The sequence below is a fragment of the Escherichia sp. WS1368 genome (genome assembly GCF_046487485.1).
Classification (GTDB): domain Bacteria; phylum Pseudomonadota; class Gammaproteobacteria; order Enterobacterales; family Enterobacteriaceae; genus Escherichia; species Escherichia coli.
In genome coordinates, this window is sequence record NZ_JBJQJI010000001.1 from 947,831 (window position 1) to 965,439 (window position 17,609).

The 17,609-nt window shown below is 52.0% G+C and carries 16 protein-coding genes; 7 read left to right on the forward strand and 9 right to left on the reverse strand.

Annotation, left to right across the window (positions count from 1 at the left end):
- The first annotated feature begins 37 nt into the window (after positions 1 to 37).
- Both ACJHYD_RS04630 and ACJHYD_RS04635 read left to right on the forward strand, forming a co-directional pair.
- A complete protein-coding gene (locus ACJHYD_RS04630; protein WP_000719088.1) occupies positions 38 to 796 on the forward strand; it encodes a DeoR/GlpR family DNA-binding transcription regulator in 759 nt (252 codons plus the stop codon).
- 117 nt (positions 797 to 913) lie between these two features.
- Entirely contained in the window at positions 914 to 2,272 is a 1,359-nt protein-coding gene (locus ACJHYD_RS04635; RefSeq protein ID WP_000438821.1) for an MFS transporter, read from the forward strand.
- A 92-nt stretch (positions 2,273 to 2,364) separates the two neighbouring features.
- Here the strand turns inward: ACJHYD_RS04635 and pncA are convergent, their stop codons facing one another.
- From pncA to sppA, 3 genes are all read right to left on the reverse strand, one after another.
- A complete protein-coding gene (gene pncA / locus ACJHYD_RS04640) occupies positions 2,365 to 3,006 on the reverse strand; it encodes a bifunctional nicotinamidase/pyrazinamidase (RefSeq protein ID WP_001135079.1) in 642 nt (213 codons plus the stop codon).
- A 10-nt stretch (positions 3,007 to 3,016) separates the two neighbouring features.
- The gene (ansA, locus tag ACJHYD_RS04645) at positions 3,017 to 4,033 is read right to left on the reverse strand and encodes an asparaginase (RefSeq protein WP_001170162.1); all 1,017 of its coding nucleotides are present in this window, start codon (positions 4,031 to 4,033) and stop codon (positions 3,017 to 3,019) included.
- A 164-nt stretch (positions 4,034 to 4,197) separates the two neighbouring features.
- Positions 4,198 to 6,054 (reverse strand): signal peptide peptidase SppA, encoded by a 1,857-nt coding sequence (gene sppA, locus ACJHYD_RS04650; RefSeq protein WP_001259841.1) that lies wholly within the window; start codon positions 6,052 to 6,054, stop codon positions 4,198 to 4,200.
- Between the two features lie 160 nt (positions 6,055 to 6,214).
- On the opposite strand from sppA, the gene ACJHYD_RS04655 reads away from it, so the two are divergent.
- From ACJHYD_RS04655 to topB, 3 genes are all read left to right on the forward strand, one after another.
- Positions 6,215 to 6,766 (forward strand): NAD(P)H nitroreductase, encoded by a 552-nt coding sequence (locus ACJHYD_RS04655; RefSeq protein ID WP_000339297.1) that lies wholly within the window; start codon positions 6,215 to 6,217, stop codon positions 6,764 to 6,766.
- A 116-nt stretch (positions 6,767 to 6,882) separates the two neighbouring features.
- Positions 6,883 to 7,926: a selenide, water dikinase SelD gene (selD, locus tag ACJHYD_RS04660; protein ID WP_001295485.1), complete on the forward strand. Its 1,044-nt coding sequence runs from the start codon at positions 6,883 to 6,885 to the stop codon at positions 7,924 to 7,926.
- A 4-nt stretch (positions 7,927 to 7,930) separates the two neighbouring features.
- Positions 7,931 to 9,886 (forward strand): DNA topoisomerase III, encoded by a 1,956-nt coding sequence (gene topB, locus ACJHYD_RS04665; protein WP_001235805.1) that lies wholly within the window; start codon positions 7,931 to 7,933, stop codon positions 9,884 to 9,886.
- A gap of 76 nt (positions 9,887 to 9,962) precedes the next feature.
- Here the strand turns inward: topB and gdhA are convergent, their stop codons facing one another.
- Entirely contained in the window at positions 9,963 to 11,306 is a 1,344-nt protein-coding gene (gene gdhA, locus ACJHYD_RS04670; protein WP_000373044.1) for an NADP-specific glutamate dehydrogenase, read from the reverse strand.
- Positions 11,307 to 11,541: 235 nt separating this feature from the next.
- On the opposite strand from gdhA, the gene ACJHYD_RS04675 reads away from it, so the two are divergent.
- Positions 11,542 to 11,814, forward strand: coding sequence for a YnjH family protein (locus tag ACJHYD_RS04675; protein WP_000085240.1), 273 nt, complete (start codon positions 11,542 to 11,544; stop codon positions 11,812 to 11,814).
- On the opposite strand, the gene nudG is transcribed toward ACJHYD_RS04675, so the two are convergent.
- Positions 11,780 to 12,187: a CTP pyrophosphohydrolase gene (nudG, locus tag ACJHYD_RS04680; RefSeq protein WP_000784733.1), complete on the reverse strand. Its 408-nt coding sequence runs from the start codon at positions 12,185 to 12,187 to the stop codon at positions 11,780 to 11,782. The two genes, ACJHYD_RS04675 and nudG, sit on opposite strands and share 35 nt — an antisense overlap.
- An 86-nt stretch (positions 12,188 to 12,273) precedes the next feature.
- On the opposite strand from nudG, the gene ACJHYD_RS04685 reads away from it, so the two are divergent.
- Positions 12,274 to 12,894, forward strand: a complete 621-nt coding sequence (locus tag ACJHYD_RS04685) for a CDP-alcohol phosphatidyltransferase family protein (protein ID WP_001445647.1) — start codon at positions 12,274 to 12,276, stop codon at positions 12,892 to 12,894.
- A gap of 8 nt (positions 12,895 to 12,902) precedes the next feature.
- On the opposite strand, the gene ynjE is transcribed toward ACJHYD_RS04685, so the two are convergent.
- From ynjE to ACJHYD_RS04705, 4 genes are all read right to left on the reverse strand, one after another.
- Positions 12,903 to 14,210 (reverse strand): thiosulfate sulfurtransferase YnjE, encoded by a 1,308-nt coding sequence (gene ynjE / locus ACJHYD_RS04690; RefSeq protein WP_001328828.1) that lies wholly within the window; start codon positions 14,208 to 14,210, stop codon positions 12,903 to 12,905.
- Positions 14,211 to 14,276: 66 nt separating this feature from the next.
- Complete coding sequence (locus ACJHYD_RS04695; protein WP_001328827.1) at positions 14,277 to 14,930, reverse strand: ATP-binding cassette domain-containing protein; 654 nt, start codon at positions 14,928 to 14,930, stop codon at positions 14,277 to 14,279.
- Entirely contained in the window at positions 14,930 to 16,465 is a 1,536-nt protein-coding gene (locus ACJHYD_RS04700) for an ABC transporter permease (RefSeq protein WP_001551214.1), read from the reverse strand. Before ACJHYD_RS04700 ends, ACJHYD_RS04695 begins: the two co-directional genes overlap by 1 nt.
- On the reverse strand, positions 16,438 to 17,604 hold the full coding sequence (locus tag ACJHYD_RS04705) for an ABC transporter substrate-binding protein (RefSeq protein WP_001551213.1): 1,167 nt from the start codon (positions 17,602 to 17,604) through the stop codon (positions 16,438 to 16,440). Before ACJHYD_RS04705 ends, ACJHYD_RS04700 begins: the two co-directional genes overlap by 28 nt.
- Positions 17,605 to 17,609: the final 5 nt, after the last annotated feature.

Consider the following 17,609-nt stretch of genomic DNA (forward strand, 5'->3'; position numbering starts at 1 on the left):
GCGCTAATGTGATGTAAAAAGATACAGGGGTGTAATCGTGGCGGCAAAAGACAGGATTCAGGCAATTAAGCAAATGGTTGCCAACGATAAAAAGGTGACAGTCTCAAATTTGAGTGGGATTTTTCAGGTAACCGAAGAAACCATTCGCCGCGATCTCGAGAAGCTGGAAGATGAAGGCTTTTTGACCAGAACCTATGGTGGTGCTGTTTTAAATACAGCGATGTTGACGGAGAATATCCATTTTTATAAGCGCGCTTCATCGTTTTATGAAGAGAAGCAGCTTATTGCACGCAAGGCACTACCCTTTATCGACAATAAAACCACTATGGCAGCCGATTCCAGTAGTACCGTTATGGAATTGCTCAAATTGTTGCAGGACCGTAGTGACCTGACGTTGCTAACTAACTCGGCGGAAGCGATTCATGTTCTGGCTCAATCAGAAATTAAAGTCGTTTCAACGGGGGGGGAACTAAACAAAAATACACTTTCCCTGCAAGGAAGAATTACTAAAGAGATCATCAGCCGCTACCATGTCGATATCATGGTAATGAGTTGTAAAGGTCTTGATATTAACAGCGGCGCGCTGGACTCTAACGAAGCGGAAGCTGAAATCAAAAAGACAATGATCCGTCAGGCGACAGAGGTTGCGTTATTGGTTGATCACTCTAAGTTTGATCGCAAAGCTTTTGTCCAGTTAGCTGACTTTAGTCATATTAATTACATAATAACTGATAAATCACCGGGTGCAGAGTGGATAGCATTTTGCAAAGACAATAATATCCAGCTGGTGTGGTAATTTAAGCACACGTTGTCAATATTATTTGTTCCTGCGCCTGGAAAATAAAATGATGATAAAGATGCGGCAAGTGAATTTGCCGCAATTGCTACCTTTTTAGCAAATCCGAGGCACCTAATGGAACAATATGATCAAATTGGCGCAAGACTGGACCGCTTGCCTTTGGCCCGGTTTCATTATCGTATATTTGGTATTATAAGCTTTAGTCTGTTATTAACGGGTTTTTTGAGTTATTCAGGCAATGTTGTTTTAGCAAAGCTGGTAAGCAATGGATGGTCAAATAATTTCCTCAATGCCGCCTTTACCTCGGCATTAATGTTTGGTTATTTCATCGGCTCTCTTACCGGTGGGTTCATCGGTGATTATTTTGGGCGGCGCAGGGCTTTTCGCATAAATCTTCTCATCGTCGGTATTGCGGCAACAGGGGCCGCTTTTGTCCCTGATATGTACTGGCTCATCTTCTTTCGCTTCCTGATGGGCACAGGAATGGGGGCGCTGATTATGGTTGGCTATGCTTCGTTTACGGAGTTTATCCCCGCGACGGTGCGTGGAAAATGGTCCGCGCGGCTCTCATTTGTCGGTAACTGGTCGCCCATGTTGTCTGCGGCGATAGGCGTGGTGGTTATCGCTTTTTTTAGTTGGCGGATAATGTTTCTGCTGGGTGGTATTGTCATACTGTTAGCCTGGTTTCTCTCAGGTAAATACTTTATTGAGTCGCCTCGATGGTTGGCGGGGAAAGGACAAATCGCAGGTGCAGAAAGCCAACTTCGTGAAGTAGAGCAGCAAATTGAAAGAGAGAAGAGTGTTCGTTTACCCCCGCTTACTTTGAATCAGAGCAACAGCAAGGCTAACGTAATCAATGGTACTTTCTGGCTGCTGTTTAAAGGGGAAATGTTACGACGTACATTAGTCGCGATTACTGTTTTAATTGCAATGAATATTTCACTTTATACCATCACCGTATGGATACCGACCATATTTGTTAACTCCGGCATTGATGTCGATAAATCAATATTAATGACTGCTGTTATTATGATTGGCGCTCCGGTAGGAATATTTATTGCGGCATTAATTATTGATCATTTTCCTCGTCGATTATTTGGCTCCGCCTTACTTATTATTATTGCCGTGTTAGGCTATATCTATTCAATTCAGACTACAGAGTGGGCGATTTTAATCTATGGCCTGGTGATGATCTTCTTTTTATACATGTATGTTTGCTTCGCGTCGGCGGTTTATATCCCGGAGCTCTGGCCAACGCATTTACGCTTGCGCGGTTCGGGTTTCGTTAATGCCGTCGGACGGATCGTCGCGGTCTTCACGCCTTATGGCGTTGCGGCACTATTAACGCATTATGGGTCAATCACGGTGTTTATGGTGCTTGGCGTGATGTTAGTGCTCTGTGCGCTGGTTCTCTCCATTTTTGGCATCGAAACGCGGAAGGTGTCGCTGGAAGAGATTTCTGAGGTGAATTAAATCTTTCGTTGATGGCGTCAATTGCCAGATGTACCACTGACGTGTTTTATCTGGCCTACAATGGCAGTACAGAATTGTAGGCCAGCATAAAATTACTCCTGCGTCTCTTCCCAGTCTGCCAGCGTATATAGCGTTGCCCCAGCTGCTGACATCTCCATAAACGCGTGCGCACTGTCCTGTGGCTGGATATTCACACCACGACAACCATCGGTAATCACATTAACCTTATAACCTAACTGTAACGCGTCCAGTACGGTAAACTTCACGCAATAGTCAGTAGCCAGGCCCATAATGATCAATTCATCGATTTCATGATCGCGTAACCAGTCATCGAGCGTGGTTTTCTGCCGACGGCCGTTATCAAAAAAGGCACTGTAACTGTCAACTAAAGGATTTTCGCCTTTATGGAACACCGCTGCGATCGCTTTTTGGTTCAGTAACGGATGTAATTGTGCGCCTTCACTGTTCTGCACACAGTGATCTGGCCAGAAGGTTTGTGGCAAACCGTCGAGTTGGCCTGGCGTATAAGGCTCTACACCGTGCTGACTGGCAAAACTGCCGTGATTCGCCGGGTGCCAGTCCTGACTGGCGATAACCGCTTCACCGCGCGACTGGCACCAGTCAATCAGGCGGTTAGCGACATCCACCGTACTGTCACCTTCCGGCACGGCGAGCGCGCCACCAGCACAGAAATCATTTTGTAAATCGACCAGTAACAGGGCGCGAGGGGGCATTGCAGTCTCCTTAATCATCCGGCGTCAGTTCGCCGCGCAGGTTTTGGCTCATGGCCTTGCGAATGGTTTCAGTATCCAGTTCCTGGCTAAGCAGGTAATGCAGTTTGGTTAGTGTGGCTTCTACAGTCATATCTGCACCGCCAATAACGCCGGCATGGGCGAGGGCGTTACCGGTGGCATAACCACCCATGTTCACTTTACCGGACATACATTGTGTCAGGTTGACCACCACAATACCGCGATCGCTGGCTTCTTGTAATTCCTGCAGGAAGGCTTTGTTTTGTGGCGCATTACCCACGCCATATGAGCGCAGAATCAATGCTTTCACCGGTTGGCGCAGAAAATTGCGCACGACGTCAGCAGAAATCCCTGGATAAATCGTCACTACGCCAATCGGTTGTGGGGTGATTGGATGAACGATCAATTCCCCTTCACCGTGCGGGGCGGGTGGCGTATTCAAACGACGAATATGGATACCTGCTTCCAGTAACGGAGGAAGGTTTGGAGAGGCAAACGCATCAAAACCATCGGCATGGGCTTTGGTGGTACGGTTGCCACGATAAAGTCGATTATTAAAAAAGAGAGTTACTTCGTTGATAGGATAATTCGCCGCAACGTACAACGCATTCAGCAGATTAATTTGTCCGTCAGAGCGTAACTCAGCTAGCGGGATTTGTGACCCTGTCACAATGACCGGTTTACCGAGATTCTCGAGCATGAACGACAGCGCAGAGGCGGTATACGCCATCGTGTCGGTGCCGTGCAGAATGACAAAACCATCATAGTCGTCATAATGCGCTTTAATATCTTCAGCAATATGCTGCCAGTCTTCTGGCGTCATATCTGAAGAGTCCATCAGCGGCGTATATTCATGAATGGTGAAATCTGGCATCTCCGGGCGATGGAATTCCGGCATCAGCGCCAGTTGGCGCTGTAGATGACCTGACACCGGAATATAACCCTGCTCGGAACGCTGCATCCCGATGGTCCCGCCCGTGTAGGCGACGTAAATTGATTTCTTTTGCATGATATTGATATGAATGATATCGAAAGAGCAAAAGTATATACGTGAGGCAGGGGGAGCGCACCTGATACTATGCGGATAAGGAAATATGGGGCGAGACAGCGGGAAGAGGATTCGTCGAGGTAAAAAAATGTGGCCGACGATCTGTCGGCCACTCAGTACAAGACTTAACGCACGTTGGCGCAGGTCAGGCAAAACGCATAACGGTTTTGTGGGTCGTTAAACGCGGCCAGCTTGTCGCTTTCACTTTTAACGGTAGAGGCTACCGAGGCCAGCGGTGCAGGTAACATGGCCTGGAACGCATCTGGCAACATTGCCCGGACAGAACCAGACATGTTGTCCATCACTTTGTCGAAGAAGGTCGGTTCATCAACGTAGTATTCCAGATGCCACTGTTTCACTTTTGCCAGCTCTGCTGCTTTGGCGACCGCATCATCGAAATCCCCGAGACTATCGACCAGCCCGTTAGCTTTTGCATCCTGACCGGTCCAGACGTGGCCCTGGGCGATTTTATCAATCTGCTCCGGCGTCGAATGACGCGCATCAGCAACCAGCGTGATAAAGCGTTTATAGCCATTCTCAATGCTTAACTGCATCATCTGCTGCGCTTCCGGCGGCAGTGCCCTGGTGATAGAAACATCCGCCAGCGGTGAAGTTGAGACACCATCAGTATGAACACCAATCGAATCCAGACTATTTTCTACGGTGGTGATCACGCCGAAGATACCGATAGAACCGGTCAGGGTGCTGGGGTTAGCCACAATGTAATTAGCTGGCGTGGAAATCCAGTAACCACCAGATGCTGCCATGCCACCCATCGATACAACCACAGGCTTACCCGCTGCCCGGGCTGCTGCCAGTTCAGCGCGAATCACTTCAGACGCGGTAACGCTGCCGCCTGGGCTATTAACACGCAGGACAATCGCTTTCACTTTCGGGTCAAGGCGAGCGTCGCGGATTTGTGCCGCAGTGGTATCACCGCCAACATTCCCCTGAGTTTCCTCGCCATCCATAATTGCGCCATTAGCGAAGACGACACCGATACTGTCACCGGTATCTGCCGGCGTTTTCAATGCGTAATCGTAATAACTGATGGCGCGATAATTTTTATCAGTTTTACTCCAGCCGAACTCTTTGGTCAGAGTTTTTTCGATTTCGGCACTCGATGCCAGTGCATCGACCAGCTTGTTTTCCAGCGCATATTTCGCGGTATCGCCACCGGTTTTGGTTAAACCCTCAAGCACCCCTTGCGCGCCAGGGAATACCTGCTGAGCAGGGATCTGCCGGTTAGCGGCAACAGTATTCAGATAGTTTTGCCACAGCTCACCAATCCAGCGGCTGTCAGCTTCGCGGGCTGCAGGCGACATATCATCACGAATAAACGGTTCAACGGCAGATTTATACGTACCCACGCGGAACACATGGGTGGAAACTTTCAGCTTATCCAGCAACGATTTGTAGTACAGACCGTTGGTGGCAAAGCCGTGCAGATCCACCACGCCTTGCGGTGACAGCCAAATTTTATTGGCGAAACTGGCGAGATAATATTGCCCCTGGCTGTAGTTCTCGCCAACGGCATAAACCGGTTTCCCGCTGTCACGAAACTCTTTCAGAGCTTTGCCGATGTACTGCATAGACGGCTGGTCGCCACCTGCGAAGTTTTTCAGATCCATCACGATACCGGTGATATTGCGGTCATCCTTCGCCTGGCGAATGGTATTGACGATATCAAACAGTGAGTTTTCCTGCAGACGATCGGAACTGGCACCAAGCAGTTGGCGGCTTAATTTACTAAACCGCTGAGAACTGTCGGGTTTATCGACGATCACACCAGAAATGTCCAGCAGCAGTGCGCCACGACTGGCCGTTTCTTTCGAATCACCACCACTGACCTGCATCCAAATCCCCACACCAACCAGTACGAGAAAAATAAAGAACAGGTTAAGTACCATTTCACGGACGAAATTCAGCAGACGCCACGTCCATTTAAAAAATCCGGCAATAAATCGCCAAAGGGTTCGCATGTATTCTCCCAACTAAAGGTCACACCTGTCACAGGCGCAATAGATGTGGTTATCGTAATGACCCAACCGGCACTTGTCAGCAGGAATTGCGGACTGGGCTGTAACAAAATCCACTCTCGTGTTAATTTTGTGAATAAATATCACGACAGGAGTTAATCAAATGGATGCACTCGAACTATTGATCAATCGCCGTAGCGCCTCCCGCCTGGCTGAACCTGCGCCAACGGGTGAACAACTGCAAAACATCCTGCGTGCGGGTATGCGTGCGCCGGACCATAAGTCCATGCAACCGTGGCATTTTTTTGTGATTGAAGGGGAAGGGCGCGAGCGTTTCAGCGCCGTTCTGGAGCAGGGGGCGATTGCTGGCGGTAGTGATGACAAAGCCATCGACAAAGCCCGTAATGCGCCGTACCGCGCACCGCTCATCATAACGGTGGTGGCAAAATGCGAAGAAAATCATAAAGTCCCGCGCTGGGAACAGGAAATGTCTGCGGGATGCGCGGTCATGGCGATGCAAATGGCAGCAGTTGCCCAGGGGTTTGGCGGCATCTGGCGCAGTGGCGCATTAACTGAAAGTCCGGTAGTGCGTGAAGCATTCGGTTGCCGTGAGCAGGATAAAATTGTCGGTTTTCTCTACCTTGGTACGCCGCAGCTGAAAGCATCTACGTCGATTAACGTCCCGGACCCGACGCCGTTTGTCACTTATTTCTGATAATTGTCGCGAAACTGTCTGGATTGTGAGCAAAGGCGCAGGAATTCAGACACTCTCACTTATCACTTCACGGAATGAGGGTTACCATACCCGGATTGCATTGACAGGAGATGTCCATGAGCGAGAACTCGATTCGTTTGACCCAATACAGCCACGGAGCTGGTTGCGGCTGTAAAATTTCCCCAAAAGTGTTGGAAACCATCCTGCACAGTGAGCAGGCGAAGTTTGTTGATCCGAATTTGCTTGTGGGTAATGAAACCCGCGACGATGCGGCGGTGTACGATCTGGGCAATGGCACCAGCGTTATCAGTACCACCGACTTCTTTATGCCGATCGTTGATAATCCTTTCGATTTTGGCCGCATTGCGGCGACTAACGCCATCAGCGATATCTTCGCGATGGGGGGCAAACCGATTATGGCGATTGCGATCCTCGGCTGGCCGATTAACAAACTTTCCCCGGAAATTGCCCGCGAAGTAACCGAAGGTGGACGCTATGCATGCCGTCAGGCGGGTATTGCGCTGGCTGGCGGTCACTCCATCGATGCGCCGGAGCCGATTTTTGGTCTGGCGGTAACGGGGATCGTACCGACCGAGCGGGTGAAGAAAAACAGTACCGCACAAGCCGGATGCAAACTGTTCCTGACGAAACCGCTGGGGATCGGCGTTCTTACCACGGCTGAGAAAAAATCACTGCTGAAACCAGAACATCAGGGACTGGCGACGGAAGTGATGTGCCGGATGAACATCGCAGGCGCGTCCTTTGCCAACATCGAAGGCGTAAAAGCGATGACCGACGTTACGGGCTTTGGTCTGCTGGGGCATTTAAGCGAAATGTGTCAGGGTGCTGGTGTGCAGGCGCGCGTCGACTATGAAGCGATCCCGAAACTGCCGGGGGTTGAAGAGTACATTAAGTTGGGCGCAGTGCCTGGCGGCACCGAACGTAACTTTGCCAGCTACGGTCATCTGATGGGTGAAATGCCGCGTGAAGTGCGCGATCTGCTGTGCGATCCGCAAACTTCTGGCGGTCTGCTGCTGGCGGTCATGCCGGAAGCAGAAAATGAGGTCAAAGCTACAGCCGCCGAGTTTGGCATTGAACTGACGGCGATTGGCGAACTGGTGCCAGCGCGCGGCGGTCGTGCCATGGTTGAGATCCGTTAATTCAATGCGGTTGTTTATTGCCGAAAAACCGAGTCTGGCGCGCGCCATTGCTGATGTCCTGCCCAAACCGCACCGGAAAGGCGATGGCTTTATCGAGTGCGGTAATGGTCAGGTGGTGACCTGGTGTATCGGTCACCTGCTTGAGCAGGCGCAGCCAGACGCCTACGACAGCCGCTATGCGCGCTGGAATCTTGCTGATTTGCCGATTGTCCCGGAAAAGTGGCAATTACAGCCCCGACCCTCCGTGACCAAACAACTTAATGTCATCAAACGCTTCCTGCATGAAGCCAGCGAAATCGTTCACGCCGGTGACCCGGATCGCGAAGGGCAATTACTGGTGGATGAAGTGCTGGACTATCTGCAACTGGCACCGGAAAAGCGCCAGCAGGTGCAGCGTTGCTTGATAAACGACCTGAACCCGCAGGCGGTTGAGCGGGCGATCGACCGTCTTCGTTCCAACAGTGAGTTTGTGCCGTTGTGCGTTTCTGCACTGGCGCGAGCCCGAGCCGACTGGCTGTACGGCATCAATATGACCCGCGCTTACACCATTCTCGGTCGCAATGCGGGTTATCAGGGCGTACTTTCCGTGGGACGCGTGCAGACGCCCGTACTCGGACTGGTGGTGCGCCGCGACGAAGAGATTGAAAACTTCGTGGCGAAAGATTTCTTTGAAGTCAAAGCGCATATCGTGACACCTGCCGATGAGCGGTTTACCGCTATCTGGCAACCGAGCGAAGCGTGTGAACCTTATCAGGATGAAGAAGGGCGCTTGTTACATCGTCCGCTGGCGGAGCATGTGGTCAACCGCATCAGCGGCCAACCGGCTATTGTCACCAGCTATAACGATAAACGGGAATCAGAATCCGCACCGCTGCCGTTTTCGCTTTCGGCGTTGCAGATTGAAGCGGCAAAACGCTTTGGTCTGAGTGCGCAGAACGTGCTTGATATCTGCCAGAAGTTGTACGAAACGCACAAGCTAATCACTTATCCGCGTTCCGATTGTCGCTATCTGCCGGAAGAGCATTTTGCCGGACGCCACGCAGTGATGAATGCCATCAGCGTTCATGCACCGGACTTGTTACCGCAGCCAGTGGTCGATCCAGATATACGCAACCGCTGCTGGGATGACAAAAAGGTCGATGCGCACCACGCCATCATCCCGACCGCACGGAGTTCTGCGATCAACCTGACGGAGAACGAAGCGAAGGTCTATAACCTGATTGCCCGTCAGTATTTGATGCAGTTCTGCCCGGATGCGGTGTTCCGCAAGTGTGTTATCGAACTGGATATTGCCAAAGGCAAATTTGTCGCTAAAGCGCGTTTTCTTGCTGAAGCAGGCTGGCGCACGCTGTTAGGCAGCAAAGAGCGCGATGAAGAAAACGACGGTACGCCATTGCCTGTGGTGGCGAAAGGCGATGAGTTGCTGTGTGAAAAAGGTGAAGTGGTAGAGCGGCAAACCCAGCCGCCGCGTCATTTTACCGATGCAACACTGCTTTCGGCGATGACCGGGATAGCACGTTTTGTGCAGGACAAAGATCTGAAAAAGATCCTTCGTGCGACCGATGGTCTGGGGACAGAAGCGACTCGCGCCGGGATTATTGAACTGCTGTTCAAGCGAGGCTTCCTGACCAAAAAAGGGCGCTATATCCACTCCACCGACGCCGGAAAAGCATTATTCCATTCGCTGCCAGAGATGGCGACGCGACCGGACATGACCGCGCACTGGGAATCGGTGCTGACGCAAATCAGCGAAAAGCAGTGTCGCTACCAGGACTTTATGCAACCGCTGGTGGGGACATTGTACCAGTTGATTGATCAGGCAAAGCGCACGTCGGTAAGGCAGTTTCGGGGAATAATGGCTCCCGGCGGTGGAGAAGGGAAGAAAAAGGATTCGCCACGCAAGAGAGCGCCGAAAAAAAGCCCGCCATCAGAAGAGGCGGGCAATGGAGTGATAACATAAAGGTTCTTTCAACCATCTGATACTGAAGATTTTTATGGCCGGATTAGGCGTTTGCGCTGTATCCGGCACAATTGTCTTAAATCACGCCCTGGCTTAACATCGCATCCGCAACCTTCACAAAACCGGCAATGTTCGCGCCCTGCACGTAGTTGGTTTGCTCACCTTCACCACCATGCTCAACACAGGCATGGTGGATATCCAGCATGATGTGATGCAAACGTGCGTCAACTTTCTCGGCTTTCCAGCCCAGGCGCGCAGCGTTTTGCGCCATTTCCAGGCCCGATGTTGCTACACCGCCAGCATTAGCCGCTTTACCCGGTGCAAACAGTACGCCTGCCTGCTGGAACAGTTCAGTCGCTTCGATGGTGGTCGGCATATTTGCCCCTTCGGCGACGGCTTTAACGCCATTGGCGATAAGCTGATGCGCGGCGTCAACATCCAGTTCGTTCTGGGTGGCGCAAGGCAGGGCGATATCAACTGGTACAGACCACGGCTGTTGGCCTTCGAGATAGACCAGACCAAATTCTTTGGCGTAATCTGCCACTCGACCATCGCGGCTGGCTTTGATTTCGATAAGACGCGCCAGTTTCTCTTTCGTGAATCCGCTTTCATCAACTACAGTGCCACTGGAGTCTGACGCAGTGATCACACGAGCACCAAATTCCATCGCTTTTTCGATAGCGTACTGGGCGACGTTGCCGGAGCCAGAAACGGAAACGCGCATTCCTTCAAAACCCATACCGTGGCGTTTTAGCATTGCTTCTGTGAAATAAACCAGACCGTAGCCGGTAGCTTCCGGGCGAATAAGACTGCCGCCAAATGAAAGGCCCTTACCGGTGAAGACGCAGGCGGTATTGTTGGAGAGCTTTTTCATCATCCCCGCCATAAAGCCGACTTCACGACCACCAACCCCGATATCACCTGCCGGAACGTCGGTATCCGCGCCCAGGTGGCGATACAGTTCAGTCATCAGCGCCTGGCAAAAACGCATCACTTCACCTTCGCTTTTTCCTTTCGGATCGAAATCGCTGCCGCCTTTACCACCGCCCATCGGCAGAGTAGTCAGGGCATTTTTGAAGGTTTGTTCGAAGCCGAGGAATTTGAGAATGGAAAGGTTAACTGACGGATGGAAGCGCATACCGCCTTTGTACGGGCCGATGGCAGAGCTGAACTGCACACGCCATGCACGGTTGACCTGTACCTGGTTGCGATCATCAACCCATACCACGCGAAACTGGATCACGCGCTCCGGTTCAACCAGACGCTCCAGTAATGACATCTGGCGATATTTTGGATTTTGTTCAAGAAAAGGCCAGAGTGTGGTCATTACTTCACGAACGGCTTGCGCGAACTCGGTTTGATTCGGGTCGCGCTTTTGGACATGGTTGAGGAATGACTCCAGAGAATATGTCTGATCCATAGATATAAAACCCTTATATATTAATACGATTGTGCTTATGTTGTTTATGTCATGTGCTTTTGCAGTTTTCGACTATACCATCAAGAATGTGACGGTAAGCAAGAAAAAAATGACCCAGGAAAGCAAATTAATAACGAGAGTAATCTCATAACCAAATGCGATAACTCAGACGCTAAAGTTTTGCCACCCGGCTACCGTTATCAGTAGCAGAGACAATAACGTTAAGGAGTTCCCTGTGAGTCGAGCATTGTTCGCCGTAGTATTAGCATTTCCATTAATTGCACTGGCTAACCCGCATTATCGTCCGGACGTGGAGGTAAACGTACCGCCAGAAGTGTTCAGTTCAGGCGGGCAGTCAGCGCAGCCCTGTACTCAGTGCTGCGTTTATCAGGATCAAAATTATTCTGAAGGGGCGGTAATTAAAGCCGAAGGAATACTGCTGCAATGCCAGCGTGATGACAAAACCCTTAGCACTAATCCGCTGGTCTGGCGGCGCGTAAAGCCATAAACGCCTCTAATAATGGAATGTCAGCAGGGGCCAGCGGATATTGCAGCGCCTCTTCAGGTGAGCACCAGACCAGCGCCTGATGTTCATGTGCCTGTAACGTCCCGTGGAAGTCGGGTACGTGCCAGGCATGAAGATGGATAATCCGCCCCGAAACTTCTCGCTGATGGCTGGCAACATATTCACCCACAGCTGCTTCGATGCCCAGTTCTTCGCGTAACTCACGCACCAGCGCCTGCCGCTGGCTTTCATCCGGCTCGACTTTACCACCGGCAAACTCCCATAATCCCGCCTGATCGCTATGGGCGGGGCGTTGCGCGAGTAAAATTTTGCCATCACGTTCGATGATGGCGGCAACAACTTCAACCATTTTCATAAATTACACACGGGTAGATAAGCGAAAAATGCCATAATATCCGCACTGTTGCTCAATCAGAAAGGCTTTATATTTAAGGAGTGCCTGTGCTAGACCGCCATCTTCATCCCCGAATTAAACCTTTGTTGCATCAGTGTGTGAAGGTGCTGGATAAACCCGGCATCACGCCAGATGGTTTAACATTAGTGGGATTTGCCATCGGTGTGCTGGCACTGCCTTTTCTGGCGCTGGGCTGGTATCTGGCGGCGCTTGTCGTCATTTTGTTAAACAGGCTGCTTGATGGTCTGGACGGTGCGCTGGCGCGGCGCAGAGGGCTTACCGACGCGGGCGGCTTTCTCGATATTTCTCTCGATTTTCTCTTTTACGCGCTGGTGCCGTTTGGTTTTATTCTTGCTGCACCGGAGCAAAATGCGCTGGCAGGCGGCTGGCTGCTGTTTGCGTTTATCGGTACGGGCAGCAGTTTTCTCGCCTTTGCTGCACTGGCAGCAAAACATCAGATTGATAACCCCGGTTATGCACATAAGTCGTTTTACTATCTGGGGGGATTAACCGAAGGCACTGAAACGATCTTACTGTTTGTGCTGGGATGTTTATTCCCTGCATGGTTTGTGTGGTTTGCGTGGATCTTCGGTGCGTTGTGCTGGATGACGACCTTTACGCGGGTGTGGAGTGGGTATCTGACGCTGAAGTCGCTCCAGCGTCAGTAATTGCAATGTTATTTGCTGCTGTCCGGGCCGCGTTCACCGGTTGCAACCGGATTTTTTGGATCGCTGCTCCATTCGTACCAGCCGCCGTCGTAAACGGAGACGTTATTCCAGCCCATTGCTCGTGCGTACATAAAGGTTTCGGATGCGCGCCAGCCGGTGCCGCAGTAGAATGAAACTTGCTGATCTGGCTTGATATTCCATGCTTTCCACATAGCGGTAATATCATCGGCGCTACGCATGGTGCCATCCGGGTTATGGAAATCTTCCATATGCGTCGAGTCGCTACCAGCGTGTCCCCAACGTGCTCCGGCTATTTCACCTTTTGGTTTAATATAGCTGTAACCGCTGGTCGTACCGATAAATTCTGGCCACGAACGAATGCTCACCAGCGATGCATCCTGGCGATGCAGCAGTCCACGCGCCTGTTCCATATCAAGCATCAGTTGCGGTTGTGCCGGGATCTTCACGCCGAAATCCGGTTCCGCTTTCACTTTCGGTGGCGTTCCGCGCTCAACAGGCAGTCCCGCGTCGGACCAGGTTTGCCAGCCGCCATCCAGCAGGCGGACATCTTTCACGCCGGCATAAAGCATTATCTGCGCCACACGCGCTGCAGCGTATACGTCACGCCCGTACAGAATGACCGTGGTGTCATGGCGAATGCCGTGTTTTGCCAGCATCGCTTTTAGTTGTTCATCAGAAACTTTGTTCCACAGCGGTTCGCTTTCCACTTCGTTGGTATCGATGTAGTCAGCGCCGGGAATATGACTGATAAGGTAAAGCTTAGGAGCGCCCCAGGCCGCTTCAATGACTTTCCAGTCACCGGCAGGTTTCGCCGTAACCTCTTTACCTTGTTGCAGGTCGTGCAGCCATTGCGGATAAACCAGCTGCTCAAAGTGCGGCAGTTTTTGCAGACGGGAAGGTTCACTTAGCGCGTCACTCAGGATGGAGATATGCGTAAAACCTGCTTTTTGCAGACGCGTTTTGACGGCATCGACATCTTTGTCATTACCGTACAGCGCAACCGGAGCATCGGCTTTCAGGTTATGTAGCTTGATCCACGCGTTAAGCTGTTCGGTGCTCATTTTGTCGAGCCAGCTGGCAGAGAGGTTTAAGGCGGCAGGCTCATGACCAGAAGGGCCATTTAAGATTTGTGGCCAGCCGTTATAAAACGCGCTGGGGCGAGTATCTATCGCTTTGCCATTTTGTTGTTGAAGCTGGTCAAGTGTAAGAGGCTTCGCCAGTTCAGCGGCCCACGAAGAAGCGCAAGCCAGCCCTAAAGCCATTGCCAGCGCGGTCATTTGAGAAACACGTTTCATCGAAAATCCCGACATTGTAGTTTTGAGTGCGCCATTCTGAACTGACGCATTGGGAAAAACTTTGCGTTATCGCAGTTTGTTGTAATTTTCTGACCACTGCGCCATATCCAGAACAGAACTATCAGCAGGAACATCCTGGAGATCGTGCGTTACCTGAACGACTGGGATCGCCTGGGCGCGAACTTCGCTGAACACCCACTGGCGAAAATTATCGCGCAGAGCTACATCAAGACGGCTGAATGGCTCATCCAGTAGCAACGCTTTTGGCTGAGCGAGAAGAGCGCGAAGCAGAGCAACGCGCGCTCGCTGACCGCCAGACAAAGTGGCAGGATCCTGATGGAACATACCGCCAAGCCCCGCACGCTCCAGCGCATCATTTACCGCATCGCGCCTTGCAACACCTTTGAGTGCCGCTGGCAGAGCCAGCAGTAAATTTTGCCCGACGCTGAACTGGTCAAATAACAGTGCATCCTGGAAAAGAATGCCAATCTGACGCTCTGCGGTGGGTAGCATGTCAATCCGTTGCTCATTGAGCCATAGCTCACCTGTACAAGAAAACTGTCCGGCCAGCGCACCAATCATCCATGAAAACAGAGTGGATTTTCCACAGCCAGACGGCCCCATTAACGTGACAATGTCACATTTATCCACCGTAAAGTTAACGTTTGTCAGCAAGCAGCTTTCTGGTAAACGTAGCGAAACATTTTTCACGCAGAGCATTAGCGGAGTCCTTGTCTGACATAACCTACCCATTTTGCGACTAACGCGGTCAGGGCAAAAATAATAAGCGGCAACAGTAGTTGCCATAAAGCCTGGGCGGCGAGAATACCGTTGCTGCCGCCGCTGCTTAATGCCACCGCTTCAGTGGTGAGCGTCGGAAAACGCCCCGCGCCCAGCCACAGCGTCGGCATATACTGTGCAATACTGACTGAAAATCCCACCGCGAAGACAATCAGCGCAGGGCGTAGCATGAGTGGGCATTTCACGTAAAAGAAGATTTTGGCCCGCGACCAGCCCAGTGTTTGCGCAATCAAAATTAACCGTGAATCAATGCGCTGCCAGGCGGGTTGCAGGATAAACAGCATCCACGGCATTACCCACAGCAGATGCCCCCAGACCACCGCCGTCCAGCTTCCATCCAGGTTCAGCCATAGCGCCAGCGTGTACTGGCCCGCCACCAGCGGCAGAGCGGGTAATAAAATGGGCAACCATAGCCACAACTGGCGACGCTGTGGCCCCCATTCCAGCCACAGCAGTAACAGGAGCAAAGCGATGAATGCCGCCACCAGCCCCATTGTCAGGCTGTTGATGAGCGCTTCACTATTGATCGTCGACTGATCCGCGAGGATCGCCAGCAGAACCACACACAGCACACCGGTTAAGGGTAAAAAACTCGCCAGCGTATTGCCTGGCAATAAAGGCGTGGCAGGCTTACGAACGCCATCTACGCGGGGAATAGTACGCCGCCAGCTACGCCATAGCAGATAGCCCAGCAAAACGTAGGCGGCGAGTAACAGCATCAGCAGCAGGCTGGCGAGTGCGCCTTTCGTTTGTTGATCGGCGTCGCCCTGAGTTAACCACTGCCAGCTAATTACTGCCAGCGTCGGGGGATTACCTGGCCCAAGGATAATCGCCACATCCACGACCGACAGCGACCAGGCGACAATCGCCAGCATCGCCATTGCCAGTGCAGGTGCGACGGAGGGCAACAACAGCCAGTTCAGGCATTGCCAGCGGCTGTAGCCCAGCGAATCCAGTACAATAACTTGCTGCAACAGCCGTTTTTCGCTCAATACTGCCGCTAAGATCCACAGCAGAAATGCGCTTTCTTTCACTGCAAGGGTGAGGCCCAGACCGATGCCAAATCGGTCCATTGGCGGAGTGAAATACGGGAAATAGTCATAAAGCAGCCCTCCGTCAGCAAAGAGCAGAAGGGCGCTGGTGGCAAAAGCCACATGGGGAATGGCGAGCAGCCACGGCAGACGGGCGCACATACGCTGCCATTTCGGCCCAGGCCACAGCGCCACAATCACCAGCAGGGCAATCAACAACGCCCCGACCGCCGCGATGGTTGTCGACACCAGCGTTGCCAGTAATGCCTGCGGTAACTGTGGATCGGCAAATAACGTCTGCCAGTGTGTCAACGACAAAGCAGGCGATATCAGCGTGAGAGCTGCCGGGATCAGCGGTGCATAAATCACCGCCACCATCGCCCACAGCAAAAAGATTAATGCGTACCGTAACGGTGTAGCCATTCTTGTTCCAGCGCATTTACCCAACCTGCGTGCGGTTCAGCCAGTACCGGCGGCAGATCCTGCGGCATTCTTGATTGCAATATTTCGCGCTGCCCGTCAGGCAGTTTTTGCGGATCGAGAACCGAAGGATCGCCCCAGACAGCAGGGTCTGCTTTACGCAGTTGTGCATCGGGTGAGAGCAGGAAATTGGCAACTACCTTCGCCGCAGCACTGGCATTCGCGTTGGCGGGAATGGTGACGAAATGCACGTTGCCAATCATTCCCTCGCTAAAGCCAAAGCTGTAACTGCTGGCGGGTAAATCGCCGCTGGCGATTTTTTGCTGCGCATGCGCGGGATTAAAGGTCAGCGACAGGCGCAATGTGCCGGCTTTCAGCAGAGCATCCATCCGCGCGGGCGAAGGCGGGAAATCCTTTCCTTCGCGCCACAAATACGGATGCAGCGCATCAAGATATTGCCACAAGGGAGCAGTGACACGGGCGAAAGTCGCATCGTCCGGCGCTTCTTTTAATGCTGTGGGATCTGGCGTTAGCATAATCAGCAACTGTTCAAGAAACGCCGTGCCGGTAAAGTCCGGTGGGCGCGGATAGGTAACCGTACCGGGATTGGCTTTAGCAAACTCCAGTAAGGCTTGCGGCGTTTGTGGTGGCTGCGGCGTAACATCGCGGCGGGCGATAAACGTCAGTTGCGCGCCCCCCCAGGGCGATTCAGCCCCTTCTGTAGGCACTGAAAAATCTTCCCGCACCGGCAGCTGTGTGTCGACATAGCGCCAGTTGGGCAGAGTCTCCGCCCAGCCCGTTTGTAATAAATTGGCCTCTTTTAAGGTGCGGAAGTTTTCGCCGTTCACCCAGAGCAGATCCACCGAGCCGCCTGTTTTGCGTCCGGCAGCAGCTTCGGTCTGAATGCGCTTCACCGCGTCTGCGGCATCCGCGAGACGAACAATCTTCAGGTTTATAGCGTAATGGGTTTTCATCTCGCCGCTAACCCAGTCGAGATAGCGGTTAATTGCGGTATCGCCGCCCCAGGCGTTAAACCAGACGGTTTGTCCTTTGGCCTCATTTTTTATTTCCTGCCAGTCACTGGCATGTGTTGCCAAAGAAAACAGCGATAACAATCCCAGCAACCACCCACAATGGCGCATCATCT